This window comes from Haoranjiania flava (assembly GCF_025631005.1).
Classification (GTDB): domain Bacteria; phylum Bacteroidota; class Bacteroidia; order Chitinophagales; family Chitinophagaceae; genus Haoranjiania; species Haoranjiania flava.
In genome coordinates this window covers 170,288-189,689 of record NZ_JAOTPL010000005.1, presented here as the reverse complement: position 1 = coordinate 189,689, position 19,402 = coordinate 170,288, and the positions used below count along the sequence as shown (strand labels likewise).

General features: G+C 41.9%; 19 protein-coding genes. 8 read left to right on the top strand and 11 right to left on the bottom strand.

The features are described from left to right. Positions 1-111: 111 nt before the first annotated feature. From OD355_RS05660 to OD355_RS05635, 6 genes are all read left to right on the top strand, one after another. On the top strand, positions 112-768 hold the full coding sequence (locus tag OD355_RS05660) for a heme exporter protein CcmB (protein WP_263037489.1): 657 nt from the start codon (positions 112-114) through the stop codon (positions 766-768). Positions 769-929: 161 nt separating this feature from the next. Beyond that, a complete protein-coding gene (gene greA / locus OD355_RS05655) occupies positions 930-1,406 on the top strand; it encodes a transcription elongation factor GreA (protein ID WP_263037488.1) in 477 nt (158 codons plus the stop codon). Positions 1,407-1,703: 297 nt separating this feature from the next. Then, entirely contained in the window at positions 1,704-1,982 is a 279-nt protein-coding gene (locus OD355_RS05650; protein ID WP_263037487.1) for a hypothetical protein, read from the top strand. Between the two features lie 42 nt (positions 1,983-2,024). Then, positions 2,025-4,649: a tetratricopeptide repeat protein gene (locus OD355_RS05645; protein WP_263037486.1), complete on the top strand. Its 2,625-nt coding sequence runs from the start codon at positions 2,025-2,027 to the stop codon at positions 4,647-4,649. Between the two features lie 20 nt (positions 4,650-4,669). Continuing rightward, the gene (locus tag OD355_RS05640) at positions 4,670-6,325 is read left to right on the top strand and encodes a TonB-dependent receptor (protein WP_263037485.1); all 1,656 of its coding nucleotides are present in this window, start codon (positions 4,670-4,672) and stop codon (positions 6,323-6,325) included. Between the two features lie 2 nt (positions 6,326-6,327). Then, entirely contained in the window at positions 6,328-6,885 is a 558-nt protein-coding gene (locus OD355_RS05635; protein WP_263037484.1) for an HU family DNA-binding protein, read from the top strand. A 182-nt stretch (positions 6,886-7,067) separates the two neighbouring features. Here the strand turns inward: OD355_RS05635 and OD355_RS05630 are convergent, their stop codons facing one another. The 6 genes from OD355_RS05630 to gldC form a co-directional block, all read right to left on the bottom strand. Continuing rightward, the gene (locus OD355_RS05630; RefSeq protein ID WP_263037483.1) at positions 7,068-7,754 is read right to left on the bottom strand and encodes an OmpA family protein; all 687 of its coding nucleotides are present in this window, start codon (positions 7,752-7,754) and stop codon (positions 7,068-7,070) included. Between the two features lie 117 nt (positions 7,755-7,871). Then, positions 7,872-8,495 carry a CBS domain-containing protein gene (locus OD355_RS05625; RefSeq protein WP_263037482.1) on the bottom strand — a complete coding sequence of 208 codons (624 nt, stop codon included), beginning with the start codon at positions 8,493-8,495 and terminating at the stop codon, positions 7,872-7,874. Positions 8,496-8,548: 53 nt separating this feature from the next. Next, the gene (locus tag OD355_RS05620) at positions 8,549-9,307 is read right to left on the bottom strand and encodes an alpha/beta fold hydrolase (protein WP_263037481.1); all 759 of its coding nucleotides are present in this window, start codon (positions 9,305-9,307) and stop codon (positions 8,549-8,551) included. Positions 9,308-9,391: 84 nt separating this feature from the next. Continuing rightward, positions 9,392-9,925 carry a CvpA family protein gene (locus OD355_RS05615; protein WP_263037480.1) on the bottom strand — a complete coding sequence of 178 codons (534 nt, stop codon included), beginning with the start codon at positions 9,923-9,925 and terminating at the stop codon, positions 9,392-9,394. A gap of 4 nt (positions 9,926-9,929) precedes the next feature. Further along, positions 9,930-10,379, bottom strand: a complete 450-nt coding sequence (locus OD355_RS05610) for a GatB/YqeY domain-containing protein (RefSeq protein ID WP_263037479.1) — start codon at positions 10,377-10,379, stop codon at positions 9,930-9,932. A gap of 19 nt (positions 10,380-10,398) precedes the next feature. Further along, complete coding sequence (gene gldC, locus OD355_RS05605; protein WP_263037478.1) at positions 10,399-10,749, bottom strand: gliding motility protein GldC; 351 nt, start codon at positions 10,747-10,749, stop codon at positions 10,399-10,401. Between the two features lie 388 nt (positions 10,750-11,137). Between gldC and OD355_RS05600 the strand changes: the two genes are divergently transcribed. Beyond that, positions 11,138-11,635: a DUF6799 domain-containing protein gene (locus tag OD355_RS05600; protein WP_263037477.1), complete on the top strand. Its 498-nt coding sequence runs from the start codon at positions 11,138-11,140 to the stop codon at positions 11,633-11,635. Positions 11,636-11,689: 54 nt separating this feature from the next. Here the strand turns inward: OD355_RS05600 and OD355_RS05595 are convergent, their stop codons facing one another. Continuing rightward, positions 11,690-12,163 carry a ribonuclease H-like YkuK family protein gene (locus OD355_RS05595; RefSeq protein ID WP_263037476.1) on the bottom strand — a complete coding sequence of 158 codons (474 nt, stop codon included), beginning with the start codon at positions 12,161-12,163 and terminating at the stop codon, positions 11,690-11,692. Between the two features lie 119 nt (positions 12,164-12,282). On the opposite strand from OD355_RS05595, the gene uvrA reads away from it, so the two are divergent. Further along, a complete protein-coding gene (gene uvrA, locus OD355_RS05590; protein ID WP_263037475.1) occupies positions 12,283-15,126 on the top strand; it encodes an excinuclease ABC subunit UvrA in 2,844 nt (947 codons plus the stop codon). Positions 15,127-15,200: 74 nt separating this feature from the next. On the opposite strand, the gene OD355_RS05585 is transcribed toward uvrA, so the two are convergent. From OD355_RS05585 to OD355_RS05570, 4 genes are all read right to left on the bottom strand, one after another. Further along, positions 15,201-16,172, bottom strand: coding sequence for a Gfo/Idh/MocA family protein (locus OD355_RS05585; protein WP_263037474.1), 972 nt, complete (start codon positions 16,170-16,172; stop codon positions 15,201-15,203). A 93-nt stretch (positions 16,173-16,265) separates the two neighbouring features. Further along, the gene (locus tag OD355_RS05580; RefSeq protein WP_263037473.1) at positions 16,266-17,786 is read right to left on the bottom strand and encodes a DUF853 domain-containing protein; all 1,521 of its coding nucleotides are present in this window, start codon (positions 17,784-17,786) and stop codon (positions 16,266-16,268) included. Between the two features lie 3 nt (positions 17,787-17,789). Further along, positions 17,790-18,614 (bottom strand): glutamate racemase, encoded by an 825-nt coding sequence (murI, locus tag OD355_RS05575; RefSeq protein WP_263037472.1) that lies wholly within the window; start codon positions 18,612-18,614, stop codon positions 17,790-17,792. 36 nt (positions 18,615-18,650) lie between these two features. Beyond that, a complete protein-coding gene (locus tag OD355_RS05570) occupies positions 18,651-19,358 on the bottom strand; it encodes a hypothetical protein (RefSeq protein ID WP_263037471.1) in 708 nt (235 codons plus the stop codon). Positions 19,359-19,402: the final 44 nt, after the last annotated feature.

The window sequence follows — 19,402 nt, the reverse complement described above, 5'->3', positions numbered from 1 at the left end:
ATGACAATTTAAAATCAACCGGTTGTTTTATCCTTCTCCAGGGGCTGCAAATTCCCTCTAAAATTTTTGTACAAGCGCAAAAAAGGGTTTCTTTGCAGATAAAGAACCTTTGTGCACTTAGGCCCCATCATAACACTTGTAAAAAAAGACCTGTTGCTGGAATTGCGCCAGCAGTATACGCTGTTCGGGGTATTGCTTTACGTGGCTTCCACCATTTTTATTGTATACATCACCATGGGTCAGCCGGAGGAAACTGTCTGGAATGCTATGTTCTGGGTAGTGCAGTTATTTGTTTGTGTAAATGCCGTTGCCAAAAGCTTCTTGCAGGAAAGCAAAGGCAGGATGTTGTATTTTTACTCCATTGCCGGGCCAGCGGATTTTATGATAGCCAAGCTCATTTTCAACGTAGCATTAATGCTGCTGATGTCGCTGATAAGCCTGCTGTTGTTCTTTTTTCTTTTAGGCAATCCCCTGTACGATACACTGCGTTTTACAGGCATCGTATTCTTAGGGTCTTTTGGGCTGAGCCTTACATTTACTTTTCTGGCTGCAATTGCTGCTAAAGCCCAGCAACAGGCATCGCTGATGGCTATTATGGGTTTCCCCCTTATCATTCCCCAGCTGTTGTTGTTGGGCAAAATTTCTAAGATAGCATTCTCCCCGGTCATTATTACTGAATTATGGAAGCTGGTAGGGCTGTTACTGCTGCTTGATGTACTGATTATAGCACTTGCCATTATACTGTTTCCTTTTCTCTGGAAAGATTGATCCACGTAAAATTGATTGCCGGTCACAACTTACCCGCATAAAAAAGATTTGTTTATTCAGAAAAATAACGTATATTTGTATTTAACTTTAACCATATTTCAACGTCGCAATAAAATTTTGTGGCGTTGGTTTTTTTTGTTCATAGATTAAATAAAATCGCCATGACAGAAGTAATGTATGTTTCGAAAGAGACTTTCGAAAAAATGCAGGAAGAACTGCAAAGAATGAAAACCATAGACCGGCCGGCAGCTTCAAAAGCTATTGCAGAGGCACGTGAAAAGGGCGACCTGAAAGAGAATGCGGAATATGATGCAGCCAAAGAAGCCCAGGGCATACTTGAGGCTAAGATGGCCCTGCTTGAATCGCAGATAGCTACTGCCAGGATATTGGATGAAAGTATGATTGACACCAGCAAAGCATCTGTACTTACTAAAGTGACCATTAAAAACCTGGCAACGAAAAAAACATATACTTATCAGCTTGTAGGCGAAAAGGAAGCTGATGTAAAACAAAATAAAATCTCTGTAGCTGCCCCAATCGGGCAGGGCCTTTTAGGCAAAAAAGTAGGCGATGTGGCAGAGATACTTACTCCTACAGGAAAAACCATGCAATTCGAAGTGCAGAATATCAGCGTATAACAGTATTGACGAGAATCGTGCAACGCCCCGGCCCGCCGGGGTTTTTTTATGTGTATAAGTACAGCCATGCAAAAGACTTTCTTCACATTTGCAAAGCTTTAGAAAATAGCCATCATTGTATTTGGTATCTTTATCACTTTCAGCAATAACCATCATTTTATGTTTGCCATTCTCATCCAGAAGGCAGGCTCAATCAAATCCTGATATTTTATAATGAACCACATTGTAAAAAAAGCCGTTTACTGTCTACCGCTATTCCTTCTTTTGTGTAAACATTCCGTGGCCCAAAGCACGAAGGTGAATAATGATGCAGATGCTGCTTTTAAAACTGCAGCAGACCTGTATCTTCAAGGCCGTGAAAGTATTGCATATCCCATGCTGTCCGCACAGCAAAAACAAAATACAATACTGGATGCAACCACAGCTATGGAAAGCAGATACCTTCTGCTTAAAAGCCGTTTGAAACTGGATGACGCCGGTGCGGAGAAAGAAGCAATAAATTTTATTGAAACAACTTATAGCGAGCCTCACGGGCAGATGCTGAGCTTTCATCTGGGAGAATATTTCTATCGTTAACAGCATTTTGAGCAAGCGTTGAGCTTTTATGAGCGGGCCAAAGTGGCTAACTTAACCAACGATCAGCTCTCAGACCTTAAATTTCATCAGGGCTATGGCTATTTTGTTTCCGGCAGGAGCGAGGAAGCGGAACCGCTGTTTAATGCCATCAGGCAAATAAAGGGCGACAAAAATTATTACAATGCCAATTACTACTACGGCTTCATTCTTTTTAACAATAAAAGGTACAACGAAGCGCTGGAAGCATTCCGGATTGTAGAAAATAACAATGATTACAAAACCATTGTTCCTTACTATATCGGTGAAATCTATTATTTCCAGAACAGGAAGGAAATGGCATTGAGCTATGCCCTGAAATCATTGGCAAAAGGAAACCAATACTACGAGCCGGAGCTGAAACAACTTATAGGACATATTTATTTTGAAGAAAAACAGTATGAGAGAGCCGTACCCTACCTTGAAGCATATGTAAGGGAAAGAGAAAAGGTCTCGCGCGAAGACCTGTATGAGCTTTCGTACAGCTACTATGCTACAGGGCAATGGGGCAAAGCTGCTACAGGCTTTAAACAACTGGGAGGCCAGGAAGATGCTTTAGCGCAAAGCAGCATGTACCTGCTGGCGGATGCTTATTTGAAAATGAATGATAAGGCAAACGCTAGAAATGCTTTTTTATTTTCTTCTCAGAGCAACAACAATGAATCTCAAAAAGAAATAGCGCGCTTTAATTATGCAAAACTGTCGCATGACTTAGGTTTTCATGACGTAGCCATCACCGAACTGAAAAACTTTCTGAACAACTACCGGAGTTCGGCGTACCGCACAGAAGCAACCGAACTGCTGGTTGCAGCGCTGGCAAATACAAACAACTTCAGGGAAGCCCTTTCTATGAGCGAACAGATCGGCACGGGCAGTGAAGTGGTACAAAAAGTTTACCCGAGAATATTGTATGGCCGCGCTGTAGAGCTGGTAAATGACAGGCAGTTGTCGCAGGCAAAAACACTCATAGACCGCATCTTTACACTTCCCTACAATGAAAGAGAGCTGCAGCCCGCGTATTTCTGGAAAGGTGAAATAGACTATCGCCTGGGCAACTATACATCGGCCATCAATGCATTGAATAAATATCTGCAGAATCCACAGAGCTATGGAGAAGTAAACGCTGTAAACGCAAAATATAACCTGGGATACGCCAACCTGAGAGCAGAAAATTACTCCGCAGCACTCAACAGTTTCTTACAGATCGGCGGTACAGCTACATCTGCGGACCCGTTGAAACAGGATGCTTATATACGTACAGCAGATGCATACTTTATGTTAAAACAATATGCAAAAGCTTCAGCCATGTACGATGAAGTTATAAAAAACAACGGCAGGAATGCAGATTATGCTTATTATCAAAAAGCAGTCATAGCGGGCGCTCATGGCAAAACCGATGAAAGAATAAAATATTTACAGCAATTTAACCAGCGCTACGGCAGTTCTACGCTTGCTGCAGAAGCAAACATGCAGATGGCAGATGCTTATATGCTGCAGGAAAATTACAACAAGGCCATAGAGCCGCTGAACAAAATTATTGGCAGCAATGCTGAAGAGCTGCATCCCCAGGCATACTTAAAGCTGGGTGTATCTTATTTCAACAGCGGCAACAATACACGCGCGCTTGCTGCTTTTCAAAGCCTGGTATCTAAATACCCGCATTCTGAAGAAAGTAATGACGCCACTGACTATGTAAAAAATATTTTTGTGGCACAAAACCGCCCGAACGACTATGTGGCCTTCATGAGGCAACATGGCAAGCAGGTGAGTTTTTCCGAAAGAGATTCTTTATCCTTCATCACGCCGCTGAATGCCTACTCCAATGAAGATTTTGCAAACGGCAAAACAGGTTTTGAAAATTATATTGCTCAATATCCTGAAGGGCAGTACACTTTAGACGCACATTATTACCTGGCTGATATTCTTAACAGAAACAAAGACTTTGCAGGCGCACTGCAGCACTACAAATACGTTGCAGACCGCGCGCCTAATAAGTTTGACGAGGAAGCATTGCTGGAAACTGCACGTATATATTATTTCCAGCACCAGGATTATACCAATGCTGCCAAATACTATCAAAGCCTGAAGAATATTGCTACCAATGCAGACTTTAAACTGGAAAGTATGCGCGGCCTGTTGCGAAGCCACTACAAGCTGCAGCAATGGCAGCAGGCTACGCAGAATGCAAATGACCTGCTTCAGCAAAAAAGCATAGCAGCTGACGACAGGCAAATTGCCAACATGATCCTGGCGAAAGACATGGAGCGCTCCAATGCAGACAAGGGCGAACTTCTTGCAGCATATAAAAAAGTGTACGACGGCGGAAGAAATGAGTATGCAGCGGAAGCAAGATACCGTGCTGCAAAGATTTTAACGGAACAGGGCAAATACAGTCAGGCAGAAAAAGCTGCTTTCGAAGTGATCAACAAATCGGGCTCCTACGATTACTGGATCACAAGCGCCTACATTCTTTTAGGAGAAATTTATTTTAAACAGAAAGATTATTTTAATGCAGAGGCAACTTTAAAAAGCGTTGCAGGAAATGCTTCCAACAAGGAACTTGCAAGCCAGGCCAGGGCGCTGCTTGCCGAAGTAACACGTGAAAAACAACGCAACAGCAAGGTGCGCTAATTTTAAAATGCATGCAAACAATGAACAGATTTTATACCTATCTATTTTTACTACCTGCTTTTTTGACAATGCCAGGCATTTTGCAGGCGCAGGACACTACTGCATTACCGGGCAACCTCAGGAATCAGTCTATTACCATTACGTCTGAATACACACCTGTTTTAAAACCGGCTTCGAAGATCAATTTCAGTTCTTCCGAAAACCTGCCGGCATTGCCTAAGACGATGCTTAAATACAATGTGCCGGCACAATCAATGCCTGTTAATTATGAACCTGCGGCATTGTATGCCCTGGCGGTTAATATTGATTCCACGGTAAGCTGGCATAGGGAAAACTTTGTAAAACTCGGCTATGGGAATTTATCAACCCCTTATGCAGAGGCAGGCCTTTCCCTGGGTGACGGCGTACACCATGCTTTGAGCTTTTACGGCAAGCACACACAATCGAAAGGAGAATTGCCTTTCCAGAAATTCGGGAAAACATACGTGTCTGTTAATGGCCTGGCGAACATACAGGACGCACATACCCTGGATGCAAAAGTGTTTTTTAGCAGGAACACCCAGTACGAATATGGTTTTGGAAATTCGCAAAAACAGTTTAACGAGGCTGACCTTTTGAGAAGGTATGCCACCTTTGGCTTGCATGCCGGATTGGCAAACAAAAAAGCAAATGCATACAACATCAGCTATCATCCGGAACTATTTTTTGAAGTTTTGAATGATAACCGCTCTGCCAGCGAAATGAACCTGAAGGCTGAAGCGCCCATTTCTAAAGAGCTTATAGAAAATGTTGCATTTAATTTAGGCATCACCGCAGACATTACTTCCTATAAAACTGCAAATGCCCACATCAACAATACTATTTTTTACATAGCTCCGGCTATTGAATATGCTACAGAAAAATTCAGCATACTTGCCGGCGCAACGCCTTCGTGGGACAGGAGCCATTTTTACCTGTTGCCGCAAATATCGCTGAACGCCAGTCTGGGACAGCGTTTCAGCATTTTCGGAGGATGGAAAGGATACTACAACAAAACAAACTACCGCACACTTACAACCTTGAACCCCTGGATACAGCAGCCCGAAGAATTGCTGAACAACAGGGTTACGGAGGCTTATGGCGGCATAAAAGGGTCGGTAGGTGATCATTTGAATTACAACGGCAAAGTGGGTTTTCAGAAATTGTACAACCTGCCATTGTTCATAAATGATGATGCAGATGGCAGAACGTTTAAGGTGGTTAATGAATCACAATTAAATAATCTCTACATACATGGAGAAGTTGGTTATACACAAAAAGAAAGTTTCTCGCTGATTGCAGGTATTACCAAAAACTTTTACAATACACTTACCGACAACAAAGACCCATACGGACACATACCGCTGGAACTTAGCGCTGCATTGCGCTGGAAACTACTGAAAAACATTTACCTGAAATCAGATGCTTTTCTTCTGAACGGCATAGCTTACCTGGATCATAGCAGCAATACAACTAAAAAATTATCTTCTTCATTTGATTTAAATGCAGGATTAGAAGTAAATTTGATTAAAAATATAGGCGTATGGTTCCAGGTAAATAACCTGCTGAATAGCAAATACCAGCGCTGGAATCAGTACCCTGTTCTGGGAGCCAACTTCCTGGGAGGGCTGGTTGTAAACTTTAATGGAAAACAATAATCATGGATGAGCTGCTTTGCAGGTTTATATCACAGCATTCAAGCATTGCGCTTGGTGAATTAGGTGTTTTGCATAAAAAAAAATATCCTGCAGTGATCGACAATGCAAATGATGCAATACTGCCTCCTGCAGAAACACTGGTATTGCAACCCAACAAAGGAAAAGTTGTGGAGCACACTTTCGTTGAGTTTGTTGCTGCGTCATCTGGCATATCTGTTTCCGATGCCGGTAAAAAAATCAATACCTATCTGGCCGGGATCATGTCTAAGCTGTACGAAGAAGGCGAAATAATCATCCGGGGTTTGGGAACACTGCAAAGGAGAAAAGAACTGGTAAAATTTACATCGGGAAGCCTGGTTGTTCACAGTGCATTACCTGCCAGAAAAGTTGTACGCGAAAACGCTGTGCATTCCATGAGGGTTGGTGAAAAGGAAGTTTTAAATATAGAAATGAAGGCTTTTTTAGAACAACCGGCCAAACAAAACCTTAACTGGATGTACTGGAGCATTGCAACTTTGCTTGTAGTACTCCTTGCTTTCATGTACCTGTATTACCAATAAAAAACAGTTTAGCTGGCATGAGTGAATTGGAAGTTGCCTATTTCAATCTCCGCATGTGATACAAACACAAGCATTACATCAAAATTTACCAACTTTTTTGACCACATTGTCAGTTTTAGTAAAAATAAAAGGCTGACCTTATTCAGGTCAGCCTCTTTAGATAGTAGTTTATATCTCAGGAATTATGCTCCCTGGTTGGCTTCGCGCTGTGCGTCTTGCTTCATTTTATCATTTGCTGTGATCAGGAATTCTACACGCCTGTTTTTTGCGCGACCGTCTTCCGTATTGTTTGAGTACTTAGGCACTGTTTCGCCCCAGCCCTTTGTAGTGATCCTGGAAGACTTAACACCGTTGTCTATCAGGTATACAGCCACTGATTCTGCTCTTCTTTCTGATAAGCGCTGGTTGTAGCTGTCTGCGCCTTTGCTGTCTGTGTGTCCGTCAACTCCAAGATTGGTATCAGGATATTTATTCAGGATCTTTATCAGGTCGTTCAGTGTGTTCTTGGATGCTGCTGTAAGCACTGACTGGTCAAAACCAAAAAGCACGTTATTACTAAATTCTACAACGATACCTTCCTCTACTCTTTCCACTTTTGCGTTAGGTATTTCTGTCTTGATTTCTTCTGCCTGCTGGTCCATCTTTCTTCCGATAATGTGCCCTGCAGCGCCACCAACCGCAGCGCCTATCACTGCACCCAAGGCCGGGTTTTTAGCGGCAGCGCCAATACCTGCACCTACGGCGGCACCCGCACCGGCACCTATAACCGCGCCTCTCTCTCTGTTGTTAGCATTTTTCCATGTTTCACAGGAAGTCAGGATAAGACTTGCGGCTGCCAGTGACATTACATATAATTTTACATTCTTCATATTGATTGTTTTTAATTTCAGCAATAAAAATTCAATAACTGTGCCACATCTGGGTGTGAAACTGTTAACTGTGGGACAAATATTACAAAGGTGGGTTTAATATTAAATGATAAGACATTACAAATTAATATACTTCATCAGGAGATCGTAATTGGCCTGAAGCTTATTGTCGTAATTTTCTTCCCCGAAATAGTAGCGTACATGATACTCATACCGCTGGAAGGTGGCTACCAGGGCTGATAATTCAGTTTTATTTACCATGATGGAAATGATGAGGTTGCCGGTCTCATGATCGGGGTATGTATTCAACTGCATGATCTCTGCATCATTGGCCTGAACGAGCTTTGTAAGCTCTGTAATAGAATAGTGCAAGGGCAATACTTCCAGCGCAATGAGGCCAAAGCGGCCTTCATTTACAGATAAATATTTTGATACTGCATCAATAATACTGTCCTGCGATATTTCACCTAAAAAATCCTGTGAACTATTGGTTACGGCAATCACGTCGATTTTAAAAGATTGCATCAGTTTTAATGCAGTGAGTATATGATCTGTTTCCTTCACGGAAATTTTTATGAACTCGTCTTCAACTTCCTGCAACTGCTTTTCTTCGTCTAACTGCTGCAGATCGTCCAGCGCCACTATGCCCAGAAACTTATTATCTTCTTCTACAGCAAAGAACGGCACCCCGCATTGCAGTTTCAAAGCTAAAGCATCGTGCACGGTATTGGTTTTGTGCAAAATATGCAGTTGGTTAGAGATATATTCTTTACAAAGCATTTAGGAAAGCAGCATCAGCCGTGCTTTTTTAGGAAAGGTTCTAAAATTTTGTTGAATTCATCAGGCACTTCCATCATAGGAGCATGGCCGCACATATCAATAAAATAAAGCTCGCTGTTGGGAATAAGTTTTTTAAACTCTTCTGCTACAAAAGGCGGGGTAACTTTATCGTTTTGTCCCCATATCAGCAGCGTAGGTTGTTTTATTTCTTTTAATTCATCACCAAGGTTGTTGCGTATAGCGCTTTTTGCAAGCGCAATGATGCGCATAGCTTTCAGCCTGTTGCGGGTGATCTCGAACACTTCATCCACCAGCTCTTTAGTGGCTATTGCCGGATCGTAGAAAGTGTCTTCGGTTTTTTTCCTGATGTATTCCCTGTCTCCGCGTTTGGGGTAAGAATCTCCCATTCCATTCTCAAACAAACCCGAACTGCCTGTAAGGATCAGCGTTCTCACCCTTTCGGGATGTTTCAGAATGTAGACCAGCGCTACGTGCCCGCCCAGTGAGTTGCCAAGCAGATGAAAGTTCTTCAGATCAAGCTTCTCTACAAATTTCTGTACAAACTTTGCGAGGCCGGCTACTGTGGTATTAAAAATATCCATATCCAGCAACGGCAGCATGGGCAGTACCACGCGGAAATCTTTTTTGAAATAATCTACCTGGTGTTTGAAATTACTTAGCTCTCCGAATAATCCGTGCAACAACAATAAGACAGGGCCCTGCCCTTCATCTATATATTTTACTTTTCCAATTTCTTTCAATTCGTAATTCATAAATGGATATTTAAAACAAACACCTCCACAATTTAATAATTTAATTTAATGTATTTTAAATTTGCTCATAAATTAATGCAGACTTTACATGGCGGACTTAGGAGCTAAGCCATCAAAAAAGTTTGCCAGATCGTTGAACATTCCTTTAAATACAGGCACTATCTTACCGATATTCTCTATCACGTAAGGCCCTAACGGTTGAATGTAAGGGTAAGTTACAGAACCCGCCACTGATCCATCAGAAACAATGCCAATTCTGGTGAGATAAAACAATAATACGCTTAAAAGCGTAAGGTATAATAAAGCATAAAAGGCTATACCTCCCAAACGGTTGATCCAGCCCAGCATCACAAACTCTACCGAGCGCTGTATAAGCCTGGCCACCCAACGTACCAGTAATGCTACACTAAACATAACAATAATAAATGAAAGCAATGTAACCCAGCGTCCTTCCATGCCATGAGAGGCAAAATAGCCAGCAAGCACCACCGAAAGTTTCATTGCCGCAGCAAGGCCGATAATAATGCCTACAAACGAGAACAGCGCCACAATGAGTCCTTTGGTATAGCCTTTAAACACCGCAAACGCTATTGTAATGGCAACTATAATGTCTATCACGGCCTTAAGCTAATAAAGTTTTTACTATGGCAGAAATGGCTTTCCCGTCAGCCTTTCCTGCCAGCTGTTTCGTAGCAGCGCCCATCACTTTGCCCATATCTGCCGGGGAAGCAGCGCCCGTTTCAGCTATAATTCTGGTCAATGCTTCCTTTAGTTCACTTTCAGACATCCGGGCAGGAAGGAATTTTTCTATTATCCTTAATTCTTCTTTTTCTTTGTCTGCCAGATCCTGGCGGTTGTTTTGCTCAAAGGTTTCAATAGATTCCATGCGTTGCTTGAATAAGCGTTGCAAGAGCTTCATCTCTGCCGCCTCATCAATGGCGCCGTTAGCGCCTGGCTCTGTTTTGGCTTTTATGATCTCTGCTTTAATAGCACGTAGTGCACGCAATGCCCCCTCATCTTTGGTCTTCATTGCTTCTTTCAGGCGCGTCATTACATCTGTTTCTAATGACATAAAAGTGTATTTTTATAGGTTAGCGTAATTTATTTTCTTTCATTTGCTGTTCGCGGAATTTTTCATAAAATTCTTTAGCAAAATTTTTCATATCTGCAGCAAGCTCTTCCTGATGGGTAGACCGCTGCAGCGTGTCTGCCATTCCAAAGATGGTCTGGTAAAAAAAATCGGCCATTTCATCTACCATCATATCCTTTGTCCAGAGGTCTATGCGCAAAGCACTTTTATCTTTTCCATCCCACAAAGAAAGCATCACAGCTTTAGCCTCCTGCATCTCATCTGCAGTGCTGCCCGATGCCTGCCATTCTATTTTTTGCGGTATTTTATCCTCATCAAGATGTAAGTCTATTGATATGGTCGATTTTGTCATATTCATTTATTCTGCAAACAAAGATAGTATAAAAGAATTTTTTATACTAACATAAGTCTTTTGCTTCTTAAATTCAACCAGCTGGTTTTTAACGCGTTTGGTATCGTAAAATAAGAGCGGCATCATTACAGCAATCTATACATCCGAAATGCCGCATAGAAAGTTTCACTTCCATAACATTGGCAACATAAGCTGCGGGAAAGCAGAAGTGTATAAATAACTAAACTACAAAAGCATGACCCTTTCGAAGAAGTTTTTTTACTTTCTGGATAACCGAACACATACTCTTGATTACAGTACCTTGAACAGATTAACACAATGCTATAAGCTTTTGGCAAAGTGTTTGTTATATCAATGGCAAATTCACTTTTAACCAAAAACAAAAAAAATGAAACGTATATTATCAATTGCAGTTATGGCTGCCGGCATAGGAGCTTTTGTTTCCTGTAACAACACAGCTAACGTAGAAAAAGAAGATACTACAGCTATCGTGGTTACAGACCCTGTAACGCCTGTAGCAACCACTCCTACTTACACTGAAGGAGACGTAATCAAAAAAGACGGTAAAGCTCATGTATACCAAAATGGTAACTGGGTAGTGCTTGAAAAAGATGTAACGCTTGATAATGGTGTTGTTGTAAAGAAAACAGGTGAAGTTAGAAACAAAGAAGGAAAAGTTGTAGTTCTCGAGGAAGGAGCTTACGTAACCAAAACCGGTAATTTCTTTGACAGAACCGGTGCAGCTATCGAAAATGCATGGGATGCTACCAAGCGTGGTGTTGAAAATGCAGCCGATGCTACCAAAGAAGGCCTTCGTAAAGCAGGCGACTCTATTTCTGCCGGAGCACAAAGAGTTGGTGATAAAATAAATGAAGCTGTAAAATAATCCGGCCAACCAAAACTAACATGTAGAGTGCAAAACTTCGGTTTTGCACTTTTTTTAGTGTATAGCCCTGTCTGCACAACTGCTGCTGGCAAAGGCTTCGGGTTTTGCTTTGAACACAAATCCCATCCCGAGTATATAGCCCATTGAATCCCTTAAGGCTACATTGCTTTCAAAATTGGGATTGGTGTTAATATCTGCATGCACTTCCATTTCCACATTGTACTTATCAAACAAATCACAAAGGTTATAAGCAATGTTTACACTTTTGGCTACTTCCAGCAACATCCTTTCTTTCAGGTGGTAAAAGTTAGGATCTTTTTCATTGTGAATAAACATAAAGCCTCCGCGCTTTTCGCGCAAAAACACAATTACCGTAGCAAATTCCGTGTGGCCGTTGTATACCTGCGAGTCTGAGCCAATGCATACTTTCAGCCGGTTGCCGCTGTCAGTCTCCCGGATAATGGCATTTTCTACTGCCGAATGTATATCCGAAGCCAACAAATTTCCATTGAATGTTCTCCATGCCATACATTTAATTTTAGTGAGTAAATAATCCTGTGTTAAAACTAAATTATTTTTAGAATAAAATTGCCTTAGATCAGATTAAATCATCATTAAGAAAATATTATTGAATTATCTTTGAAAGGATGGGAAAAACAGATAACAACAAAATTATTATCAGCGGGGCAAGAGAGCACAACCTGAAAAATATAGATTTAAAAATACCTAAAAACAAACTGGTGGTGTTTACCGGCGTAAGCGGAAGCGGCAAATCTTCACTTGCATTTGATACAATCTACAACGAAGGCCAGAGAAGGTACATGGAAAGCTTTGGGGCATATGCAAGGCAATTCATAGGCGATATGGAACGCCCGGAAGTAGATAAGATTACGGGATTGAGCCCGGTAATTTCTATTGAACAAAAAACTACTAATAAAAACCCGCGCTCTACCGTAGGCACAGTTACAGAAGTATATGATTTCCTGAGGCTGCTGTATGCAAGGATCGGCGAGGCATACAGCTACAACACGGGAAAAAAAATGGTGAAGTTCAGCGAAGAAGAAATCGTTGAAAATATTTTTGAAAAATATCCCAATGAAAAAATAGTATTGCTTGCGCCCGTTGTAAGAGGGAGGAAAGGGCACTATAGGGAATTGTTTGAAGATATCCGGAAACGCGGCTATGTAAAAGCCAGGATTGACGGTGAAATAGCAGAGCTAAAACCCAACATGCAACTCGACCGCTATAAGATCCATGATATAGAAATTGTTATTGACCGTTTGCAGGTTGTTGAAAACATGCGCCTGCGCATATCGCAGGGCGTACAGCAATCTTTAAAGCTTGGCAAAGACCTGATGTTTATACTGCTGCACGATTCAGCTAAGCTGGTACAATACTCGCGCCTGCTTGTCTGTGAAGATACCGGCATAAGTTATGAAGAACCTTCTCCAAACTCTTTCTCATTCAACTCTCCCTATGGCGCATGCCCGCATTGCAAGGGCCTTGGAGAAGTGTTTGCCATCAACCTGGATATACTTTTACCCGATAAAAAATTATCGGTAAAAAAGGGTGGCATCGCTGCGCTTGGCGAAGAAAGAAGCGCCAGCGTATTCCAGCAGATCGTATTATTTGCCAGGAGAAATAAGATAAGCCTGGATATACCTATTGAAAAACTTTCCGAAAAAGAACTTGACCTGCTTTTATACGGAGACGGGGATGCGTCAAGAAGCATTGAAGTAAATGCTGATGACGACACGGTTCCGCAAACCTACACCGGCGTTTATGAAGGCATTATCCCGATGTTAAAAAGATGGTTTTCATCTTCGGGCAGCTCAGATTATCTGCGGGAGTGGACACAAAGATTCATGGACTTAAAATCCTGCCCTGTGTGTGAAGGCCAGCGTTTAAAAAAAGAAAGCCTCTGGTTTAAGATAAATAAGAAGAATATTTCAGAGCTTGGCAAATTAAATCTTGATAAGCTGGCAGCATGGTTTACAGATATTGAAAAACGCCTTTCTGAAAAGCAAAACACTATTGCTAAAGATATACTTAAAGAGATCAGGGAAAGGCTCGATTTTTTATTGAATGTAGGTTTGAATTATCTTTCTCTTGACCGGCCTACGCGGACGCTCAGTGGTGGTGAAAGCCAGCGCATAAGGCTTGCAACGCAGATAGGATCACAGTTACAGGGCATCACTTACATTCTCGATGAGCCATCTATTGGCTTGCACCAGAGAGACAACCACAAGCTCATCAGTTCCCTGGAAAATCTGAGGGATATAGGCAACAGCATCCTTGTGGTAGAGCACGATAAAGATATTATGCTGGCATCTGATTACCTGGTTGACATTGGGCCGCGGGCAGGCGTTCATGGCGGTGAAATTGTAGTCTCCGGCACGCCGAAAGAAGTGATGAAGGCAGATACGGAAACCGCACAATATCTGAACGGCAAAAAAACAATGGCGGTGGAAAAGGAGAAGCGCGAAGGCAATGGAAAATTTATTGAAATAAAAGGCGCTTCCGGGAATAATCTTAAAAATTTACATGTAAAATTTCCCTTAGGCAAACTGATAGTGGTAACCGGTGTAAGTGGTAGCGGGAAATCTACGCTCGTGAACGAAACGCTGTACCCCATACTTTCCCAGTACTGCTACAAATCAAAAACCAACCCGCTGAAATACAAGTCAGTAAACGGCTTGGAGCATATAGACAAAGTGATAGAAATTGACCAGTCTCCCATCGGGCGTACGCCAAGGAGCAACCCGGCAACTTATTGCGGATTTTTTACAGACATCCGCGCGTTGTTCGCATCACTGCCTGAGTCAAAGATTCGCGGTTATACAGCAGGCAGGTTTTCTTTCAATGTAAAAGGCGGCCGCTGCGATGTTTGTGAAGGCGCAGGAACAAGAGTGATCGAGATGAACTTTCTCCCTGATGTGTATGTACATTGCGAAAAGTGTAACGGCAAAAGATACAACCGCGAAACGCTGGAAATACGCTACAAAGGAAAATCTATCAGCGATGTACTGAATATGACGGTAGACGATGCGGTGGAATTCTTTCAGGCTATTCCATCGCTTTACAGGAAAATAAAAGTACTGCAGGATGTGGGCCTGGGCTATATTACGCTGGGACAGTCGGCAGTAACACTAAGCGGGGGTGAAGCGCAAAGGGTAAAGCTCGGAACAGAGCTGTCTAAAAAAGACACCGGCAAAACTTTTTATATACTCGATGAGCCCACAACAGGCCTGCACTTCAGCGATATTGTACTTTTAATGAATGTGCTGAATAAACTGGTCAATCGTGGCAACACCGTACTGATTATTGAGCACAATATGGATGTGATAAAATCTGCCGATCATATCATAGACATAGGCCCTGAAGGTGGCGATGGCGGTGGTGAAATTATTTTTGAAGGCACACCTGAGGAAATGATCAAAATCAAAAAAGGATATACTGCAAGATTCCTGAAAGCTGAAATGAAGCATTAGTCAGCGTTGCAGCGCATAACAGGAAATTCATAAAGTCGAAACTCCTTCGTTGGTCATTATAAACAATGAAAGATTTACAGCACTGTACTGTTGATCTTTTCCAGTATCTTATGGGCAACTTCCAGCGCAAGGAATCCGTCAATTTCATTGACCAGTGTATCTGTATTGTTTTCAACAGCGTTTACAAAAGACAACAGTTCTTCCTTAATGGCGTTGGTTTCTTTTATTTCAGGGTTAGAAATAGCGATGGTTTTCTTTTCGCCGGAAGGTGTATCTATATCAAAGCTGAAAGCATGTGCATCTGAATCCTGCCGAAGCTTGATAACTTCTGTCTTACGTGCAAGAAAGTCAATACCTATATACGCATCTTTCTGAAACAGGCGTATCTTGCGCATTTTCTTCATGCTGATACGACTGCTGGTAAGATTGGCCACGCAACCGTTGTGAAACTCTATGCGCACATTGGCTATATCAGGCGTATCTGTAATCACGGCTACCCCGCTGGCATATATATTCTTCACATCGCTTTTTACCAGGCTGAGGATAATGTCAATATCATGTATCATGAGGTCAAGTATCACGCTCACTTCCGTGCCGCGCGGATTGAACTGCGCAAGCCTGTGCACCTCAATGAACATGGGATTGTGGCTGTATTCCTTTGCAGACACATAGGCAGGATTAAATCTTTCCACATGGCCAACCTGCATTTTTACGTTGGCCTCCCTGACCATGGTTATCAAACGTTTTGCTTCATCCAGGTCTTTGGTGATAGGCTTTTCCACGAAAACATGTTTCCCCTTCCTGATGGCTTTTTCACAAAGTTCAAAATGGTGTTGTGTAGGCGTTACAATATCCACTACGTCAACTTCGTCCAGAAGCGCCTCAATAGAAGAGAAATGTTTTACCTTATATTTTCCAGCTACTTCTTTTGCAGTCTCTGCATCAGGATCATAAAAGCCCACTAAGTCTACATTTTTTATCTCCAACCAATTATTTAAATGGAATTTGCCCAGATGCCCTACACCGAATACACCTACTTTTAACATGATAATATCTTTAGACGCAAAGTTAAGATTTATTCTATCTGTACGATAAGACAATTATCATACAAAAGAAATAGACCTGCGTTTTTTTTCATTTTATCTTCTTCTGTGTCCGCCTAACCCGAGCGAACCTAAGATGCTGCGGGCAATGTAGCCGGTAAGCGTAGTAGTTGCTGTACGCATGGCTGACTTTATCAAAGGATTATCCAGGATGGTTTTTTCTTTTTTCCCGGCCTGTTTATTATCAATCACAGTCCCGGTTGCCGCCTGCTCTAATTTTTGTGTAAGCATTTCATAAGCGCTTAGGCTATCCAGCGATACATTGTATTTCGCAGCCAGTTTGCTCTGGCTTACAATAGCATCAATTTCATTGCCGGACAACACATCCATGCGGCTTCTTGGAGAGCACAGCAAAGTATATACAAGAGGCGTGGGTATGCCTTTTTCATTCAGCAGTGATACCATAGCCTCGCCTATACCCATTTGCGTAAGCAAGTCTTCGGTTTTGTAGAACTCTGTCAGTGGAAAATTCTCTGCAGCCGTTTTGATATTCTTCCTGTCTGCTGCAGTAAATGCACGCAGGGAGTGTTGGATCTTCATTCCCAGTTGGCCGAGTATATTAGCGGGAATGTCTTGGGGGTTTTGCGTAGAAAAGAAGATGCCTATGCCTTTGGAGCGTATCAGCTTTATAATAGTTTCTATCTTTTGCAGTAATGCGTCAGAAGCTTCACTAAACAAGAGGTGCGCCTCGTCTATAAATATGACCAGCTTTGGCTTATCAAGGTCTCCTTCTTCCGGGGAGCTTGCGTAGAGCTCATCCAGCATTTGCAACATGAATGTTGAAAAGAGTTTAGGCCGGTCTTGCATGTCTGTTACGCGTAATATATTTACCATTCCGCGGCCGTCAGCATTTATACGCATCAGATCTTCTACTTCAAACGTTGGTTCACCAAAAAACTGGTCGGCATGTTGCTGCTGAAGTTCAACTACTTTTCGAAGTATAGTCCCTATTGATGTGGTTGATATCTTTCCATAGAGCTGCTCTATATCCTTTTTGCCTTCATTGCTTGTATACTGTAGTATTTTTATGAAGTCTTTTAAGTCAATCAGCGGTAGTTTATTATCATCACAGTATTTAAAAATGATTGCTACGATGCCGGCTTGTGTATCATTGAGCCCTAATATTTTACTTAGCAATATGGGACCGAACTCACTAACCGTTGCTCTTAAGCGTGTGCCTTTTTCAGCACTCAAACTTAAGAACTCTACAGGGTAAGCTTCGGGTATGTAATCGAGATTCAGCAGCTTATACCGTTCTGCTATTTTTTCATTCAAAGCGCCCGGCGCTCCTAAGCCGCTTAGATCGCCTTTGATATCTATCATCATTACAGGCACGCTGTTATCGCTGAATATTTCTGCCAGCACCTGCAATGTTTTTGTTTTACCTGTACCCGTTGCTCCTGCAATCAATCCGTGGCGATTCATTGTTTTCAAAGGGAGGTAAACACCCGCTTCAGGTACAGTGGCGCCGTTCAATATACCAACGCCAATCTTTACACTTTCGGCCTTAAAAGTATACCCGTCATTCATTGTTTTGATAAAAGATTCTGCTGACATAGATTACAATTTTACGTATTTAGACTCCACATACTGCCCATAAAACAAGCTTGCCTGCCTGTCGAACTTTTGCGTATCTTCTGTTGTGTAAAAAGTTCTACGGTTTTTCTGCGATAATTTTGATTCGATCTCCGGGTGTCTTTTTAAATAATCAGCAAGGCTGTCGGCCACGATTTTTCCCTGTGAAACCACTGTGATGCCAACCGGCATAAACTCTTCAATTTTAGCTTTTAAAAGTGGGTAATGGGTACAGGCCAGCAATACCGTATCTATATTTTTATCCTGTTTCAGCAAGCCATGAATATGTTTTTTTACAAAATAATCTGCGCCTTTGCTTTCGTGTTCATTGTTCTCTACCAAAGCAACCCACATGGGGCAGGCTTCTTGTACTACCTTTACTTCCGGGAAAAATTTATTAACCTCTATTTTATAAGAATCAGACTGCACGGTGCCCGGCGTAGCCATTATGCCTATTTTTTTTGTGTTGGAATAATCACCGATGACTTCACTTGTGGGCCGTACAATACCCAGCACTCTTTTTTCGCTGTAATCTTGCGGCAAAAATTCTTCCTGTATCTTTCTCAAAGCCTTGGCAGAAGCCGTGTTGCAGGCAATAATTACCAAAGGGCAGTTTTGATCAAAAAACCATTTTACGCTTTGCAATGTGTATTCGTAAACAGTTTCAAATGAACGTGTTCCATACGGAGAGCGTGCATTGTCGCCGAGGTAAATATAATCGTACTCGGGGAGCAGGGCAGTAATTTCTTTCAGAATGGTAAGTCCGCCAAAGCCGGAATCGAAAACGCCGATGGGTGAGTATGCTTGCATATATCAAATTTAAACAAAAGCTTGCTTATAATGTATTTAAGGATAATGTTTTTTCATCTGCGCATTGATGTAATAAAATATATCTTCACGGCTTTGGTGCGTTCTCAGCCACTTATAAGAAGGCTGTGTTTTCTGTATAAAATTATGTAGTTCTGCACCTTTCAAACCGGTGAATGATTGTACAAGCTCGGGATTGTACCTGAACCGGATGTATTGCTGTTGCTCAAGGTATTCAAATTGTTTATAGGCACGTTTTTTTCTTTTTTCTCTTTTGCTGAAAAGGTTATCAATACTTATACCCAGGCCTACGCCTGAATTATTATTATCAAATAATTTTTTGATCTGGCCGTTTCGCTGAATAAATTCATTTCTACGCTCTGTGCTGTCGCGCTGGTAATCTGTATAGCTGTATGCCGATACTACTACATCTTTCATGGTAGTGGTTACAGGTTTTACAATAACCCTTATCGTATCGAGCTCATACAACAGCTGTGTATAGATAAATTCATATTGCTCATAGCCAGGAGCTGCTACGAGGATTTTATTACCTACAGAAACATTGATCCCAAACTGGCCGAACCTGTTTGTACGTGCAATAAATTTGCTGTTGAGGTTTTCTATCTTAACGGCGGAGACCGGTTCGCGGGTAATACTGTCAATCACAAACCCGTATACGGTTTTGCTTTGTGCATTGCACAAACAAGTGATAAATACAAACACCGGCATAATAAACAATTGCTTCATATGGCAAAAATACTATTCCTCTATATAAGGAAATGGTAAAAGAA

Coding starts and splice junctions, on each gene's coding strand:
- OD355_RS05580 (WP_263037473.1), bottom strand. CDS start 17,786: ATGTCAGCAGAATCTTTTATCAAAACAATGAATGACGGGTATACTTTT.
- OD355_RS05595 (WP_263037476.1), bottom strand. CDS start 12,163: ATGGCATGGAGAACATTCAATGGAAATTTGTTGGCTTCGGATATACAT.
- OD355_RS05620 (WP_263037481.1), bottom strand. CDS start 9,307: ATGAATTACGAATTGAAAGAAATTGGAAAAGTAAAATATATAGATGAA.
- OD355_RS05570 (WP_263037471.1), bottom strand. CDS start 19,358: ATGAAGCAATTGTTTATTATGCCGGTGTTTGTATTTATCACTTGTTTG.
- OD355_RS05640 (WP_263037485.1), top strand. CDS start 4,670: ATGAACAGATTTTATACCTATCTATTTTTACTACCTGCTTTTTTGACA.
- uvrA (WP_263037475.1), top strand. CDS start 12,283: ATGGGAAAAACAGATAACAACAAAATTATTATCAGCGGGGCAAGAGAG.
- OD355_RS05630 (WP_263037483.1), bottom strand. CDS start 7,754: ATGAAGAATGTAAAATTATATGTAATGTCACTGGCAGCCGCAAGTCTT.
- OD355_RS05635 (WP_263037484.1), top strand. CDS start 6,328: ATGGATGAGCTGCTTTGCAGGTTTATATCACAGCATTCAAGCATTGCG.
- OD355_RS05610 (WP_263037479.1), bottom strand. CDS start 10,379: ATGTCATTAGAAACAGATGTAATGACGCGCCTGAAAGAAGCAATGAAG.
- murI (WP_263037472.1), bottom strand. CDS start 18,614: ATGCAAGCATACTCACCCATCGGCGTTTTCGATTCCGGCTTTGGCGGA.
- OD355_RS05600 (WP_263037477.1), top strand. CDS start 11,138: ATGAAACGTATATTATCAATTGCAGTTATGGCTGCCGGCATAGGAGCT.
- OD355_RS05585 (WP_263037474.1), bottom strand. CDS start 16,172: ATGTTAAAAGTAGGTGTATTCGGTGTAGGGCATCTGGGCAAATTCCAT.
- greA (WP_263037488.1), top strand. CDS start 930: ATGACAGAAGTAATGTATGTTTCGAAAGAGACTTTCGAAAAAATGCAG.
- gldC (WP_263037478.1), bottom strand. CDS start 10,749: ATGACAAAATCGACCATATCAATAGACTTACATCTTGATGAGGATAAA.